Below are 15759 nucleotides of genomic sequence, written 5' to 3'. Positions count from 1 at the left end.
TGTTATTTATTAAGGTACCGGATCGTAGCCATGACCTCCCCAAGGGTGACATGACGAAAATCGTTTTATAGTTAGCCAGCCACCTTTAAAGGGGCCGTGTTTTTTAATTGCCTGCACTCCATATTCCGAGCAGCTAGGCGTATATCTGCATGATGGAGCTAAGTAAGGTGAAATAGCCCCCTGATAGAACTTAATCAATAAAATAAAAATATTAGCTAATAGTTTTTTCATTTGCTTTTATTAAACGATCAAGTACTTGTATTATTTTTCCATCTAACTCCTGATAACTAAGTTTAACTTTTGCATTGTAAATCAGTGCAAGATTAATTTGCAATTTCCGTTCGGTTAAATATTGATACAGAACAGATTTGTTTTTTCTGTAAACCTCTCGTAAGAGTCGTCTGATTTGGTTCCGGTGAACTGCTTTTTTGAAATTACGTTTGGGAACACTCATAATTATTCTTGCAGGATATTCCACATCTTCCTTTATACTTATCCAAATAATTTTAAACGGGTAAACAAAAAAAGATTGGCCATTTAAGAATAATTCATCAATGGATTTTTTATGACACAATCGCTCATTCTTCCTAAAGGTTTGCATTTATTACGGTCTCAAAAAGATACAATTCGTAAAAAAATCGAAGTTACAAATTTAAAGTAAACCCTTACTTTTTCTTTTTGCTCTCATTAAGAATGTATTCCTCAATGGCCATAGTCATAGAAGGAGATGCTTTTGTTGGTGCAGAAAGATCAAGTCTTAAGCCTGCATTTATAATTGCGCTTGAGGTAGTTGGACCAAAAGCAGCAATGATTACTCCATTCTGCTGGTAATTGGGAAAGTTTTTGAAAAGTGAAGCTATTCCAGACGGACTGAAGAATACCAACATATCATATCTTTCAATCTCTAGTTTTGAGAGATTACTGGCAACTGTTTTGTAAATAACTGCTTTTGTGTAATCTATCTCATTGCTATCAAGTAATTCCGACATGCTGACTTTGTGGATATCTGAACAGGGAAGAAGGAATTTTTCACCTTTATGTTTACGAATAATATCTATTAAATCAGCAAAATTTTGCTTGCCATGAAAAATTTTACGTTTCCGGTATTGAACATATTTCTGAAGATAAAAGGCTGTTGATTCTGAAATACAGAAATATTTCATGGTATCAGAAACTTCAATTCTTAACTCTTTTGCAATTCTGAAAAAATTATCAACAGCACTACGACTTGTGAAAATAACAGCCGTATGATCTGCGATGTTAACTCTATCTTTACGGAAATCCTTGGCAGGTATTCCTTCAATTTTGATAAATTTATAAAATTCAATATTGAGCTTATATTTCAATGCTAAATCTCCATAAGGCGATTTCTCAAGATCAAGTGGCTTGGGTTGAGAAACAAGAATATTCTTAATTTTCAATTTTCCAGCGTTTTAGTTTTGGTTTTATTGTCCTTATCACTTGTAATAATTCAGTATTATTTTACTGATAATTACCACAGGTATTAATTCCAGCGTGCAAAGATATAAAAATAAATGCAGAACCGAAAAAATTGATCTCGACAATCCAACCATCAACTGTCGGAATTGTCGTAATAATAGTCCAATAAAATAGATGCCAAGGGAGATGTATAATAATATATCTAGTTGGGTATAAATATATAAGGCAATGATGGGCAAAATCATGATTCCAATTATCAAATTGAATATTAGGATGTTAACCAATAACTCATAGGAAGCCTTTTCGGTTTGAAATATATTGGCTGTAACCTGTATAAATATTACCTTGTATAGGAACAAACCTAAAAATAGGAGTACTAATCCTAAATAAAAAATAATTCCGTTATCATTCTGATCATCTGACCCAACATAAAATACAATAAACGAATAAAAGAGCAGCGGCACTGCTATAATGTAGACCAATGTTAAAATCAAAGTAATTTGTTTGCGAAATGGGTTTCCTTCTCTTATTACAAGATTAGCCTGGCTGCTTGAAAACGTTGCATTAAAAAATTGCACCAGTTTTTTTCTATGTAAAAAATTAAGCATGGCAATCAGAATAAACCCTCCTAGAATCAGATATGTTATCCACTCTGGAAACATGGTCTTTGAGTAATCTGTTGGGATATAAGTAACAATATCATTCTCAGTAATAAATTGCCCAATGAAAGTTGTATTATCAGAATTTGAAAGAATACTGTTTGATATAATGGTTAATGAATCAGCTTGTTGTGGTACTAAGATGTTCTGTATTAGCTCAGAATACCTAAATGGATTTTGAATAGAATCGGAGTTCATCAACCTCAGTTAGTTTTGTTTATTTATAAAAATTCTAATCTTCAAAATTAATCATTAATTTGCTATAACCATGTATGTGATATGCTTATATTTGTTTTGGTTAACAATATAAAGTTGCCATCATAAATATTTTTTAAATCCTAATTTAGCTAAATATGTTTAATTTAATTCTTTTTGGGCCTCCTGGTTCCGGTAAAGGAACTCAGTCAATAAAATTAGCTGAAAAATACATGTTAAAACATGTATCAACAGGCGATATTCTTCGTAGTGAAGTAAAAAATCAAACCGTACTTGGAATCAAGGCTAAAGCAATCATGAATGCCGGAGAATTAGTTCCTGATGAATTGCTCATAGAAATTTTACATACCGTAATGGAAAATAATAAGAATGCAAAAGGATTTATATTTGACGGTTTTCCAAGAACGACTGTTCAGGCAAAAGCGCTTGATCAGTTAATGGTTAAGATGAATGTAAGCATTAACAATGTTATTTCACTTGAAGTTGAGGATGACGAAGTTGTAAAACGCTTGCTTAAAAGAGCTGAAATTGAAGGAAGAAAAGATGATAATGCCGAAACAATCAATAACCGTTTAAATGTTTACAAAAGCCAAACCGCTCCTTTGCTCGATTATTACGAAAAGCAAAACAAACTCAACAAGGTTGTTGGTGAAGGTTCGGTAGAAGATATTTTTAAAGTAATTTGCTCAAAAATTAGTTAAGCCTAAAGAAACGTTTTAAGGTTTTTATTGATGTTATTTAGCGTTTTGATGAGCTTGCTCATTAAAACGCTTTTTTTAAGATTACAGTAATTCTAGTTTTTTATCGCAGTTTTCTAAGCTTTTACAGTCGCCGATTATTTTTCAATTTCTGATCGTTTAAGTAAAATTTCATTTACAACTTTATCACCTTGTATTGCTGTTTGTAAAATAAGATTGGGGTTTTTGAACTCAAATTTAAAACGATAAGGAGCCTTATCGGGGTTAGTAATTATGATCTCTCCGGTATTTTCTGAAGTAAACCAAGAAGAGCAAATTTCAATAACTTCAGATGATGTTTTAAGTTCAGCAATGATAAACTTATCGGCTTTACTGTCGTAACCATGAATTTGTGCCACCGATTCGATAATTTCCCCATTAACAATAACTTTACTTTTAGAGATCATTCCACTTCCAAAAGCTTCATTTTCGCTGAAAAAAATTGAGTTGTCTCCAAATTCTCCCTTCCAGGTTCCGATAAACTTTTTCATTAGCTCAACTTGGTCGAGATTTGATTGTGTTGTTTGTGCGTGCATACAATTCAGATTAATTAAAATGAAAATAATAATAATTAGGGCTTTCGTAAATTTGTTCATTCTTCAAATTTTAAATTGACGTGAAAATATAAATTAATTTATAAATACAAATGATCTCCAATTTTCGACATTACTTCCGAAGCTTTTCCTTGCAGAAAGATGTCGGTAATGGTGTTTGTAAAATGTGATTCTTGAATGTTGATTTCAATAATTGTAGCCCCATTTTCTTTTGCTTTAACAGGAATATCTGCAGCTGGCAAAACCTCTGCATTGGTTCCAATGATGATTAGTACGTCTGCTTTAAGGCTTTCTTCTTTAGATTTTTTTAAAGCAAAGGGAGGAATTTTTTCATTGAAGAAAACAATATCGGGTTTAAGAATCCCTTTACAAATATAACAGGTAGGTGGCAGGAAATTCAAATCTATTAAATTCAATTCATATTCGGTAGAACACTCTATGCAAGAAAGGGTTCGGCTGGTACCATGTATTTCATAAACATATTTTGAACCTGCTTTTTGATGGAGATTGTCTATGTTTTGTGTAATAATCGATTCCAAAAAGCCCCTCTTTTCCATTTTTGAAAGTACTATATGAGCCATATTTGGCTCTGCCGCATTAAACATGTCGTAGAATACATTTTTTATCTTCTCCCATGACTGCTTTGGCTTTTTATGGAAATATTCTATTTCTACAAAAATTGGATCGTGTTTGTTCCACAAACCATTTTCGCCTCTAAAAGGAGGAATTCCGCTTTCTACTGAAATTCCTGCCCCTGTAAATGCAACTGCATATCTGGCCTTTCGGATTATTTCGGCAGCTTCATTTATTTTTTCTAATTCAAGCATATTCTGGTTAGTGCCATAATAGTATCAGCGTCAAGGCTTGTTTTGTCCGGTAGTTTTAGAAATGTGCTTTATATTAAATCTCTTGAAACGTCAACTGTTGAATCAGCATTAAATTTTATCTTGAATTTCAGTTTTCTGAACACAGATATCATTGCTTGATTATCTTTTGTTGTTTGTGCTAAAAACTGTTTAAGTCCCCAGTTTTTGGCAATTTCAAGACAATATTCGGTTAACATAACTCCCAATTCCTTGCGTTGCCAGTTATCGGTGATCAAAACTGCATATTCTGCCGATTGATGATCGGGATCGGCTATTAAACGTCCAACGCCAATAAGCTGGCGTTTCCCTTCATGCATAATTTCAACAACAATCGCAATTTCTCTGGCATAATCAATAAAGCAGAACTGAGTTGCGATTTCATGAGAATCATAGTGGAAGTTATACCTGAATCTTGAATAAATAGTATCTTTCGAACAACCTTCTAAAAGTTCAAGCCATAAAGGTTCATCTTCAGGTTTGATTGGCCGCAGTATAATTTGAGTTCCATCTTTTAACTTGTGAGAAGACACATATTTTTCGGGATAAGGATGCAATACAAGATGAGAATATTTTGGGATTGGTTTACCTATTAAAGTTTTATCAATAACTACCCGTGCATCTAATGCAATCACTTCATTCTCAGAAACCAGTAAAGGGTTGATGGTTAATTCTTCAATTTCAGGATAGTCGGCACCTAGGTATGACAGCCTGATCATGGTTTCAATTAGTTTGTCTATATCCTTTGGTTTTGAACCCTTATATCCTTTCAATAAAGGATAAATTATTAGATTTTCTAAGTGTATGCGTGCCAGTCGTTCATTTAAGGGGGGAAACCCTAAAGAGATATCTTTGTATAATTCAGAACCAACGCCACCCATTCCTACTTTTATTACAGTTCCAAAAACTTGATCTTTTTTTAGCCCAAGCATCATTTCAATGCCACCTTTTGAGTTTTCCATGGCTTGTACTGTCACTCCTTCGATTATTGCTTCCGGATTATAATCAGAAATGTTGCGCATAATGGTGCGAAACGAAATTTTTACATCCTTTTCACTTCCAATATTAAGAATTACTCCACCGGCTTTTTCTTTGTGTTCAATGTCGGCAGATAAAACTTTCATTACAATTGGATATCCAATTTTTTCTGCATTTGAAATTGCTTCTCTTTCATTTAAAGCAATAAGAGGGCTTGCAGTTTTTATTCCATAGGTTTCCAGAAAATTCTTTGAATCACTTTCAGTTAAAATATTTCCTTTTGAAAGCATTTGATGATGGAATTCTTCACGTAGTTTTTGACGATCATAAGTAAAGTGGACGGGAATATCTTTAGGTGTTTCGAATAATGCACTTAAATTGCGAGAATATCTTACCATAGTCATAAATGCTTCGATGGCATGTTCAGGCGATTCAAAAGTGGCAATACCCGATTTATTAAAAATGGCGATGCCTTCTTTTATGCTCTTTCCACCCATCCATGCTGCCATAATCGGTTTTGAATGCTGTTCGGCAATCTTTACAATTTGTTCGGCAGTTTCGGTAGGTTGTGTCATCCCCTGTGGGGTAAGAATTACCAATACAGCGTCAACATTGGGGTCATCCAGCACTATATGTGTAGCTTGAGAAAATCGAGCCGCATCAGCATCTCCAATTACATCAACAGGATTCCCATGTGTCCAGAAGGGGGGTAAGATTGCATTTAATTTTTGAATTGTTTCGTCAGATAATTGAGCTAAGGATCCTCTTTTGCTAATTAAATTGTCTGTTGCCATTACCCCCGGGCCGCCTGCATTGGTAACAATGGCTAAATTTGCCCCTTTAGGGATGTGTTTTCTCCCAACTAAATCAGTGAAATTGAAAATATTGCCAATGTTATAAACCCTTGCCATACCGGCTCTTCGAAAAACAGCATCATAAACAGCATCCTCTGACGCTGCAGCTCCGGTGTGAGAAAACGCTGCTTGTGCCGACTCGGGATATCTTCCGGCTTTATACACAATTATGGGCTTTTTCCTTGCAAATGCACGAGCTGCAGTCATAAATTTTCGCACGTTCTTTATTGATTCAACATAAAGAACAATGGTTTTAGTATTTGCATCCTGACCAAAGAAATCAATTAATTCGTCGAAACTTAAATCCATGGCATTACCTATTGAAACGAAGTATGAAAATCCAATATTTTCGGTATCTGCCCAATCAAGTAATGCAGCTCCCAAGGCACCGGATTGTGAAATGAATGCGACGTGACCTTTTTTGGGCATATTTCGTGCAAAACTTAAATTCATGTTTAGCCCGGGTACAATGATACCCATACAGTTGGGCCCAATCACCCTCATGTCAGGATATTTGCTAACAATAGTTCTGATCTCTTCCTGCAACAATTTCCCTTTTTCTCCAATCTCTTCAAATCCGGCGGTCATGATAATAATACCGTTGATTCCTGCTTCTCCACATTCTTCAACAAGTTGGGCAACCATTTTGGAGCCGGTTGTTATTACTGCTATATCCGGTATTTTTGGCAAACTCTTAACATTCGGATAACATGGGATTCCCATCACGGCTTCATATTTCGGATTTACCGGATAAACGACACCACCAAAACCACCACTCACCAAATTGCTCAATGTTGTACCCCCAACACTTCTGGGATCAGCTGAAATACCGACAATGGCTATTCTTTTAGGTTTGAATATATTGTATAATTTTTGTATGCTCATAGCTTAATCAATAAGGCATTTGTTGTTAAATATTTAACAAAAATACAAAACTAATGTTTAAATATTTCTTAAGCAAAATCTAAATTTTGTAATATTAAGTTAAAAATATCCTTTCTAATTAATTTTGTTAAAATAAAAAACCCTGATATCAAATCAGGGTTTTCATTACATTAGGTTAGGGTTATCAATAATTATTGATAAGATTGGGTTGTAATAGGTTATGCTTTTTTTGGTGCTTTTACAAGAATTGTCAGAACTGTTCCAATAAGAACGGCAACCCCTGTGATTGTAAATGCTAAGGCAAAGTTACCAAGATCGCCCATCATACCTCCAAGAATTGGCCCAGCAATTCCGCCAACACCATAAGCCAGGAATACAAATGGATAATTCTGGCCAACATTTTTAACACCAAAAGTATCTGCTGTCATAGTAGGGAATAGGGCAAAGTTACCGCCGAAATTAAATCCAATCAGAGTTGCTCCTAAATAAAGTAGGTATTCGTTTCCAGCCATGAAAGTGAATAATATTACCGTAATACCTTGGATAGCTGTCATAATTATGATTGATTTTTTTCGACCTAGTTTATCACTGATCAAGCCCCATATTATTCGACCAAGCCCATTAGCTAAGCTAAAGAATATCGCCATTGCAGTACCAGCAATTGCACTAGCCTCAACTGTGGTGAGACCGGCTGCCTGAAGTGCCTCCATCGGATATAATTTCATCAGGCCAATTGACATTAAACCAGCACCTGCACTGAAAACAAAAGTGAAAAAGATCAAATAAAATTGAACTTTACCCAGCATTTCTTTATTTGAAAATTCAATTTTATCAGAACCTCCGTTTGATGCAGTTTGCTTTGCTTCGTAACCTTTTGGTGACCATCCTACAGGAGGGAATTTCATCCACATACCACCTAAGATTACCATGGCAGCAAAAGCGAATCCGTAAATTGTAAATACGTTGGATAAGCCCATGCTATCCATTAAATGGCCCCACGACCCTGCAAGTTTTATCCACAAAAGGGCACCAAAACCAAAGCCAGCTACTGCTAATCCAGTGATCATCCCTTTTTTATCAGGAAACCATCGCATACCTACTGCAATTGGAACTACATAAGCAATGCCAATCCCTGCACCTCCTAATAGTCCAATAAATATTAGAATTGGCCAAAAGTTTGTTCCTCCAAATAGTCCACCTAAAGCATATCCCAGCCCAAGAAGAGTACCTCCTATAATCGCAAGTTTTTGAGGACCAATACTTGGTAGTTTTTTTCCTGACAAGACCATAAAAATAGCAAAGGAGGCTAATCCGATAGAAAAAATCCATTGGGTGTCTGCTTTCGACCATCCTGCTTCAACAAGTGGTTTTGTAAATTCTGACCAGGCATAAATTGCTCCTAATGCAAGTTGAATGAGCACTGCGCCCAGAATGACGAAATTCCGGTTCATTACTTTTTTTTCCATTTTATTTAGATTTTTTTAGGTTAATAATTTAATAAAAAAGAAGACAGTATACAAGAGTTAGTATTCAGAATACTATTCAGTTTTAATTTTCCTTATTTAGGAATCTAGCATTCGTGCAATTTCATCAATATTAGATAATGAGACATCGGATTTCATGTATTGGAGGTCTTCGGCGAGGATTAAATAATATCGAACCTCTTCCAAGGAAGATTGAGCAATATTGTAAAACCTTGCTTTATCATTTAACCCTTTTCGTTTAAATCCTTCAGCAATATTTGCAGGAATTGAAATTGATGCTCTTCTGATTTGAGAAGTAATTCCAAAGGCTTCTTCTTTTGGGAAGAGTTTTGATGTTTTATAAATATTTAGAACCATTTTATGTGCCTTTTTCCAAACTTCTAAATCCTGAAATGTTTTAGCTGTGTTCATTCTGACTTCTGAGTTCTGTCTTCTTGATAAAAAAACAAGGCACTTCGAAAAGATTCCGAAATGCCTTTGTTTATTTTAAAAGAAATTCATCATCGTTTTACGTCAACTTTTGCACCATTGATGATGTCTTCTACAACACCTGGGTCAAGCAGGGTAGAGGTATCTCCAAGGTTTGAAGCATCTCCTTCTCCAATTTTACGTAAAATCCTGCGCATGATTTTTCCTGACCTGGTTTTTGGTAATCCTGTAACCAATTGAATTACATCAGGTTTTGCTATAGGTCCAATAAATTTGGTAACAGTTGCCCTGATTTCAGCTTCAATAGTTAACAATTCGGCATCTGTTAATTCTTCACAGGTTACATAAGCGTAAATACCTGAACCTTTAATGGCATGTGGATATCCAACAACTGCTGATTCGTTAACCTTTGGATGTTGGTTGATTGCATCTTCAACTTCGGCAGTACCAATTCGGTGTCCGGATACGTTGATAACATCGTCAACACGACCCATAATTCTGTAGTAACCTTCTTCGTCGCGTTTTGCTCCGTCACCTGTGAAATATAAACCTTTATAGGTTGAGAAATAAGTTTGACGGCATCTGTCATGATCGCCATAAGTAGAACGGATCATTCCTGGCCAAGGGAATTTAATACAAAGGTTACCTTCAACACTATTTCCTTTCAGTTCATTTCCTTCCTGGTCAACCAAAATCGGCTGAACTCCCGGTAATGGAAGTGTTGCAAAGGATGGTTTTGTTGGTGTGATTCCTGAAAGCGGAGTAATCATAATTCCTCCGGTTTCGGTTTGCCACCATGTGTCAACAATTGGACATTTTCCACCACCTACAATATCGTGATACCATCGCCAAGCTTCTTCGTTAATTGGTTCTCCAACAGTTCCAAGTGTTTTTAGGGAACTCAGGTCGTGTTTTGTAACCCACTCGTTTCCTTGAGCAACCAAAGATCGGATAGCAGTAGGTGCAGTATAGAATTGTGTTACTTTATATTTTTCAACAACTTCCCAGAAACGTCCTGCATCCGGCCATGTTGGAACACCTTCGAACATGATAGATGTTGCACCTGTCAATAATGGTCCATAAACAATGTAGGAGTGACCGGTTACCCAGCCAATATCGGCAGTACACCACCAAATATCGCCATCGCTATATTGGAATACATTTTTAAAGGTATATTCGGCCCATGCCATATATCCGGCAATGCTATGTTGCACGCCTTTTGGTTTTCCTGTTGATCCGGAAGTATAAAGGATGAAAAGGGTATCTTCAGAATCCATAACTTCGGCTTTGCAATCTATTGAAATACCTGCAATTGCGTCATCCCACCAAATATCACGACCAGCTTTCATGTTAACTTCGTCGCCGGTACGTTTGAAAACGATAACCCTTTCAACAGTTGGACAGTTTTCTAGAGCTTCATCAACGATTGATTTTAAAGGAATGCTTTTTGCGCCACGATATGCACCATCAGAGGTAACAACAATATTAGAGGTACCATCAATAATACGATCAGCTAAAGCGTTTGCAGAAAATCCTGCGAAGACGATGGAATGAATAGCTCCAATTCTTGCACAAGCCAGCATTGCGATGGCAAGTTCAGGAATCATGGGCAAGTACAAAGTGATGCGATCACCTTTTTTGGCACCTTGTGCTTTTAATGCATTAGCAAATTGGCTGACTTTATCAAAAAGTTCTTTGTATGTTAAAACAACTTTATCTTCTTTAGGATCGTTTGGTTCCCAAATAATGGCAGCCTGATCTTTTCTTGTAAATAGATTTCTTTCGAAAATGTTTTCGGTAATATTTAATTTCCCATTAATGAACCATTTAACATTAGGTCCAATAAAATCCCACTCGAGAACCTTGTCCCATTTTTTGTGCCAATAGTAATCTTCTGCAATTTTTGCCCAGAATCCTTCTGGGTCCGCTACACTTTCCTTGTATGCCTGTAAATATTCACTTAAGGATGTAATTTTGTTTGTCATAATGCAAGTTTGTTTAATTAAGTAATGATTATATATGTAATATATTGGGTTTCATTAATATGCAATTGTTAAAATATTAACAATACGTATAAAAAAAATTATCTTTTTTCCTTTCTCTTTTTTTAAAAATCCAAATATAGTATAATTTTTTTTAAATTTTAGCTATATTCACTCTAAATAGAACCCATTGCTAAGCCTATTAATTTCTCCTTTGAGCCAACATATTTCTATAATAGGTAAAAGATAGTAAATCAGAATAATACAAGTGCGTTTTTAGCCCAGCCGAAATTATTTAGAGTCATTATATTTTGTGATACCGTCTGAAATATAACAATACAATGTGCATTTTGTTGTACTAATAATATGTAATTTTGCACCTCTCAATTTGGAATGCAATATTTGAGTGAAAATTGATTTTCTTTACTCATTATAAGTTCGATTGTTAGATGTTAAACAGAATATTTTTTAAACTTTTAAGAATGAAAATTTTAGTATTGAATTGTGGGAGCTCATCTATTAAATATCAATTATTTAATATTGAGAATGAAGAATTGTTGGTAAAAGGGATCATTGAAAAAATTGGATTGGAAAATTCAATTGTAAAATATGAAAAAAGTGATGGTTATAAGATTAAGCTCGAGCTTAACATTCCTAATCACCAAACTGGGATCGAAAAGGTATTAGAACTGTTGACCAGTAAAGAAAATGGAAGTTTAAAGGATATAAATGAAATTACAGCTGTCGGGCATCGTGTTGTTCATGGTGGCGAAAAATTTAATTCAAGCGTTTTAATCACGGATGAGGTAATTCAGAAGATGGAAGAATGTATTGATTTAGCTCCTCTGCATAATCCGCCTAATTTAACCGGTATTTATGCGATGAAGGCTTTACTGCCCTCTGTACCTCAAGTGGGTGTTTTTGATACCGCTTTTCATCAAACAATGCCGGCCAAAGCATATACTTATCCGATTCCTTACGAATTATACACTAAATATGGTATCCGACGTTATGGCTTCCACGGGACAAGTCATCGTTATGTGTCGAAAAGGGCCTGTGAGTTTTTAGGTAGAGATTATGAGAAACAGAAGATTATAACCTGTCATTTGGGGAATGGGGCTTCAATAGCCGCTGTTATGAATGGTAAATCGATCGATACTTCGATGGGTTTAACCCCAATTGAAGGATTAATGATGGGAACCCGTGTTGGTGATCTTGATCTGGGTGCTCTTTTTTACATCATGGATAAAGAAAAATTGGGTATTGCTGAAGCAAGCGATTTGGTAAATAAAAAAAGTGGAGTACTTGGTGTTTCCGGCGTTTCATCAGATATGAGAGAAGTTGAAGAAGCCCATGCCAAAGGAAATAAAAGAGCAGAACTTGCACTTGATATGTATCATTATCGGGTCAAAAAATATATAGGAGCTTATGCTGCTGCAATGGGTGGCGTCGATATCATTGTATTTACAGGAGGTATTGGTGAGAATGGAACCGAAACCAGAGCAGAAATATGTAAAGACTTTGAATTTCTTGGTTTGGAGTTTGACACCGTATTAAATCATGGAAAAAGAGGAGTGGAAATGGAAATTTCTGCGTTAAACTCAAAAGTTAAAGCTTTAGTGATTCCAACGAATGAAGAGTTGGTGATTGCCAGAGATACTTATATTATCGTAGCTGCCAGATTATAAAATGAAATTTTATAAAAAAACAAGGGGCGCAATTTTTTTTTAAATTGCGCCTCTTGTTTTAATCAACGATCTATGCTAATTAACCTCAGTTCGATCTAAGCATTTCTCGTGAAATTGATTCAGATGTCTGAATTGAGCTAAATGAGACGTTAGACTTTAGATTCTACTGTCTACTAACTACTGCCTACTTTCTACTGTTTTGTTTAAAGTCTAACGTCTTATATCTTAATTTATTAAAACGCTTAAGGCAAAGGAAGTCTGTATTATACTGATTTCTTTTATCGAGCTCACGTCAATTACATAGCGTTCATCAACTCTTCTGTAATTTCCATGGTATGGTAAACACTTTTAACATCGTCATCTTCTTCAAAAATGTCAATTACCTTCATGATTTTAAGAGCATCTTCCAATTCTAAGGTAATGGTTTTTTTGGGGATTCTTTGAAGTTCGGCATTTTCTGGTTCAATATTTAAAGCTTCGAGTTTTTTCATCATGGCACCAAAATCTTCCAAAGAAGTAGTGACGGTAAAAAAGTCATCTTCCAATACAATATCTTCTGCTCCTGCATCAATCATCTCCATTTCAAAATCATCCTGGTTCAAATCACCTCTGGGGATCACGAAAATTCCTTTTCTGTCAAAAATAAAACTCAATGATCCATTGGTTCCGAGGTTCCCGCTAAATTTATTGAAGATGGCACGAATATTACTTACGGTACGCTGCTGATTATCGGTGGTACATTCAATGATTACGGCAATACCGTGTGCTAAATATCCTTCAAAGGTCTGATCAAAAAAGTTAGCAGCATTTTTATCCGAACCTTTATTGATAGCCCTTTGCATGGTATCTTTTGGCATGCTTGCTCCTTTGGCATTGGAGATGGCCAGTCTTAATCTTGGATTACCGTCAGGATCTTCACCCCCTTCTTTTACCGCAACCGTAATTTCTTTGATAATTTTCGAAAAAACTTTCGAACGTTTTGCGTCAATAGCACCTTTTTTACGTTTGATTGTTGACCATTTACTATGACCTGACATATTTCAATATTTAGGTTATTTGTAGAATTTAAGTAATCGCGAAATTACGAAAAATCTTTATTTCAAATACCATGATTTTATTCGTGAAACTAAATTTTTATAAGTGTTAGCGAAATAAAAATTCTAAGCTGAACGAATCCCGATAGCGAAGCGTATCGGGATAAATGAGACCAATACTCCGCCACCTGCCGGTCGCAGGCGGGCTTGTGGCGAATAAATTAAATACCAACCCAATTGATACCCCGCAGCTCTGCGGTGGGGAGCTTCATTATTGAATATCGGAAACTGAATGGGTAGAAATAAAAAAGCTTCCCCGTAAAGAGAAGCTTTCCAATGATCATTGTTAAACTTTACCACTTCAGCAGAGAAATACCAATTGAAACCGGGTAAAGTTCAGGACCCTGTCCTTCTTTAAATAAGGTAGTGAGCGAATAAGTTGCATAAAGATTTACCCAACCCCAACCTATAGTAAACATTGCATCAACTTTAAATGGATTTAAATGGAATGCACCAAATTCTTTAATACGTGATCGGTTAGGAGAAGTTCTTTCATCGTAAACCTCGCCACTTACCGGATCAATCAAAGAATACTCTTTGTTTTTTTCTTCAAATTTTATTTTGGTGTGCGATCCTATTCTTAAACCAAAAACCATCCCGGCAGAAATATGAAAACTATTTCTATTGCTATAGCCATTGGTTTGATATTCCAAAATAATTGGGAGATTTAAATAGGTGACGGCTAATTTACTCTTGCTCACATAAACACCTTCATTGTAAAATCCTGCAATTTGCGGTTCTTCAGCAATAAGACTTACATTTTTTTCAAATTGATAACTTCGAATTTCAAATCCTAATCCGGTGGCCATTCCAAGATGATTGTTTCTTGTGAGTGGAACATTTTGTTCAAAAATATTAATGTCGAATCGAATTGATTTTGCAAGATTAAGTTCTAAATAGTCATATTCTGGTGGGAAATTTAAATCATGATCCGGAGTAAGATATCCATTGATTCCCATTAAAAGACCGGCCCAATTACTGTTGAATCGGTCACGGTAAGCTCTGCGATAACGGGCATTTCCATATTCATCTACAATAAACGAATGACGTCCCAACCTCACATAGGTTGAATCGCGAGAGTCGCTAAAACGCATGTCCAGATTACCTAAGTTAATTTTTGTGTTATTACGATTATCAACATCCAGGGAGTATTCTTTATAAACTCGGTCCGTATTTTGGCGGCTTACGTTATTTGGTATATTTTCGTACTCAACTTTACTGCTTGCATTCGAAGTGATGTCGAGCTTATTAGCAGTATTAACGAATGCTTTCGAACTCCCATTCGTTTCGATGCTTGTGTTCTCATTCAGCATTTTACTGGTAATTAAAATTGAGGCACCTTGCAATAAAGCCTCGTGGTTAACAGCTTTCCCATTTAAAATAATTTCGGATGCACCGTGTAATTCAGTAGTTAAGTCTTCAACTTCGATATCCATTGAAATCATTGATGTTCCATAAGTTATCAATACCAATTTATATTGCTCAATGATTCCTTTTGATTTCAGGTTTGCATTGCCGTTTAGTGTAATTTCCTGAATTTTAGGAGTAGTGATATAGGCATTTAATATATTCACTTTTTGTGTCGAATTTGTGCTCAATGTCAATATGCCATTTACGACATTGGCTTGAACTGCATTTTGGAACTCACGGCTTGTTTCAATAACCACTTTTATTTCTTCTCCTTGTTCAAGAAAAACATTAATGTTATTTTCTACCTCAATTTTGTTGAAGGATTCAGTTATTCTGTTTTCTTTCACCGTTTCTACATTTCTTATTTGCTGTGCAGAAGCAGGGGATATCAAACCAGCTATCATTAATATGCTGAAGGTGACTTTTAAAATATTTTGCGTTTTCATCGTATTGTAGATTAATTATCAAACTTTTTCAGTATGACGG

General features: G+C 35.4%; 15 protein-coding genes. 2 read left to right on the top strand and 13 right to left on the bottom strand.

The features are described 5' to 3' along the window. Positions 1-9 precede the first annotated feature (9 nt). The 4 genes from yidD to KKG99_10955 all read right to left on the bottom strand — a co-directional run bounded on the left by yidD (position 10) and on the right by KKG99_10955 (position 2297). Entirely contained in the window at positions 10-231 is a 222-nt protein-coding gene (gene yidD / locus KKG99_10970) for a membrane protein insertion efficiency factor YidD (GenBank protein ID MBU1013518.1), read from the bottom strand. After that, positions 212-601 (bottom strand): ribonuclease P protein component, encoded by a 390-nt coding sequence (rnpA, locus tag KKG99_10965; GenBank protein MBU1013517.1) that lies wholly within the window; start codon positions 599-601, stop codon positions 212-214. The genes yidD and rnpA overlap by 20 nt, the downstream gene beginning before the upstream one ends. 64 nt (positions 602-665) lie before the next feature. After that, complete coding sequence (locus tag KKG99_10960; GenBank protein MBU1013516.1) at positions 666-1421, bottom strand: uroporphyrinogen-III synthase; 756 nt, start codon at positions 1419-1421, stop codon at positions 666-668. A 36-nt stretch (positions 1422-1457) separates the two neighbouring features. Continuing rightward, on the bottom strand, positions 1458-2297 hold the full coding sequence (locus KKG99_10955; protein ID MBU1013515.1) for a DUF4271 domain-containing protein: 840 nt from the start codon (positions 2295-2297) through the stop codon (positions 1458-1460). A 155-nt stretch (positions 2298-2452) separates the two neighbouring features. On the opposite strand from KKG99_10955, the gene KKG99_10950 reads away from it, so the two are divergent. Continuing rightward, positions 2453-3016 (top strand): adenylate kinase, encoded by a 564-nt coding sequence (locus KKG99_10950; protein ID MBU1013514.1) that lies wholly within the window; start codon positions 2453-2455, stop codon positions 3014-3016. A 134-nt stretch (positions 3017-3150) separates the two neighbouring features. Here KKG99_10950 and KKG99_10945 read toward each other — a convergent pair whose 3' ends face one another. From KKG99_10945 to acs, 6 genes are all read right to left on the bottom strand, one after another. Further along, the gene (locus KKG99_10945) at positions 3151-3648 is read right to left on the bottom strand and encodes a hypothetical protein (protein MBU1013513.1); all 498 of its coding nucleotides are present in this window, start codon (positions 3646-3648) and stop codon (positions 3151-3153) included. A 38-nt stretch (positions 3649-3686) separates the two neighbouring features. Beyond that, positions 3687-4433, bottom strand: a complete 747-nt coding sequence (locus tag KKG99_10940; GenBank protein ID MBU1013512.1) for an NAD-dependent deacylase — start codon at positions 4431-4433, stop codon at positions 3687-3689. Positions 4434-4501: 68 nt separating this feature from the next. Beyond that, entirely contained in the window at positions 4502-7186 is a 2685-nt protein-coding gene (locus KKG99_10935) for a GNAT family N-acetyltransferase (protein MBU1013511.1), read from the bottom strand. A gap of 218 nt (positions 7187-7404) precedes the next feature. After that, positions 7405-8652 (bottom strand): OFA family MFS transporter, encoded by a 1248-nt coding sequence (locus KKG99_10930; protein MBU1013510.1) that lies wholly within the window; start codon positions 8650-8652, stop codon positions 7405-7407. 96 nt (positions 8653-8748) lie between these two features. After that, positions 8749-9081, bottom strand: coding sequence for a four helix bundle protein (locus KKG99_10925; protein ID MBU1013509.1), 333 nt, complete (start codon positions 9079-9081; stop codon positions 8749-8751). A gap of 89 nt (positions 9082-9170) precedes the next feature. Continuing rightward, a complete protein-coding gene (acs, locus tag KKG99_10920; GenBank protein MBU1013508.1) occupies positions 9171-11084 on the bottom strand; it encodes an acetate--CoA ligase in 1914 nt (637 codons plus the stop codon). 479 nt (positions 11085-11563) lie between these two features. On the opposite strand from acs, the gene KKG99_10915 reads away from it, so the two are divergent. After that, positions 11564-12769 (top strand): acetate kinase, encoded by a 1206-nt coding sequence (locus KKG99_10915; GenBank protein ID MBU1013507.1) that lies wholly within the window; start codon positions 11564-11566, stop codon positions 12767-12769. Positions 12770-13065: 296 nt separating this feature from the next. Here KKG99_10915 and KKG99_10910 read toward each other — a convergent pair whose 3' ends face one another. From KKG99_10910 to KKG99_10900, 3 genes are all read right to left on the bottom strand, one after another. Then, positions 13066-13806 carry a YebC/PmpR family DNA-binding transcriptional regulator gene (locus KKG99_10910; protein MBU1013506.1) on the bottom strand — a complete coding sequence of 247 codons (741 nt, stop codon included), beginning with the start codon at positions 13804-13806 and terminating at the stop codon, positions 13066-13068. Between the two features lie 123 nt (positions 13807-13929). Next, positions 13930-14163: a hypothetical protein gene (locus tag KKG99_10905; GenBank protein ID MBU1013505.1), complete on the bottom strand. Its 234-nt coding sequence runs from the start codon at positions 14161-14163 to the stop codon at positions 13930-13932. Continuing rightward, a complete protein-coding gene (locus KKG99_10900; protein MBU1013504.1) occupies positions 14157-15719 on the bottom strand; it encodes a DUF2807 domain-containing protein in 1563 nt (520 codons plus the stop codon). Before KKG99_10900 ends, KKG99_10905 begins: the two co-directional genes overlap by 7 nt. Between the last annotated feature and the right edge of the window lie 40 nt (positions 15720-15759).

This window comes from Bacteroidota bacterium, from assembly GCA_018816945.1.
Lineage (GTDB): Bacteria > Bacteroidota > Bacteroidia > Bacteroidales.
This window is presented reverse-complemented; position numbering and strand designations above follow the sequence as displayed.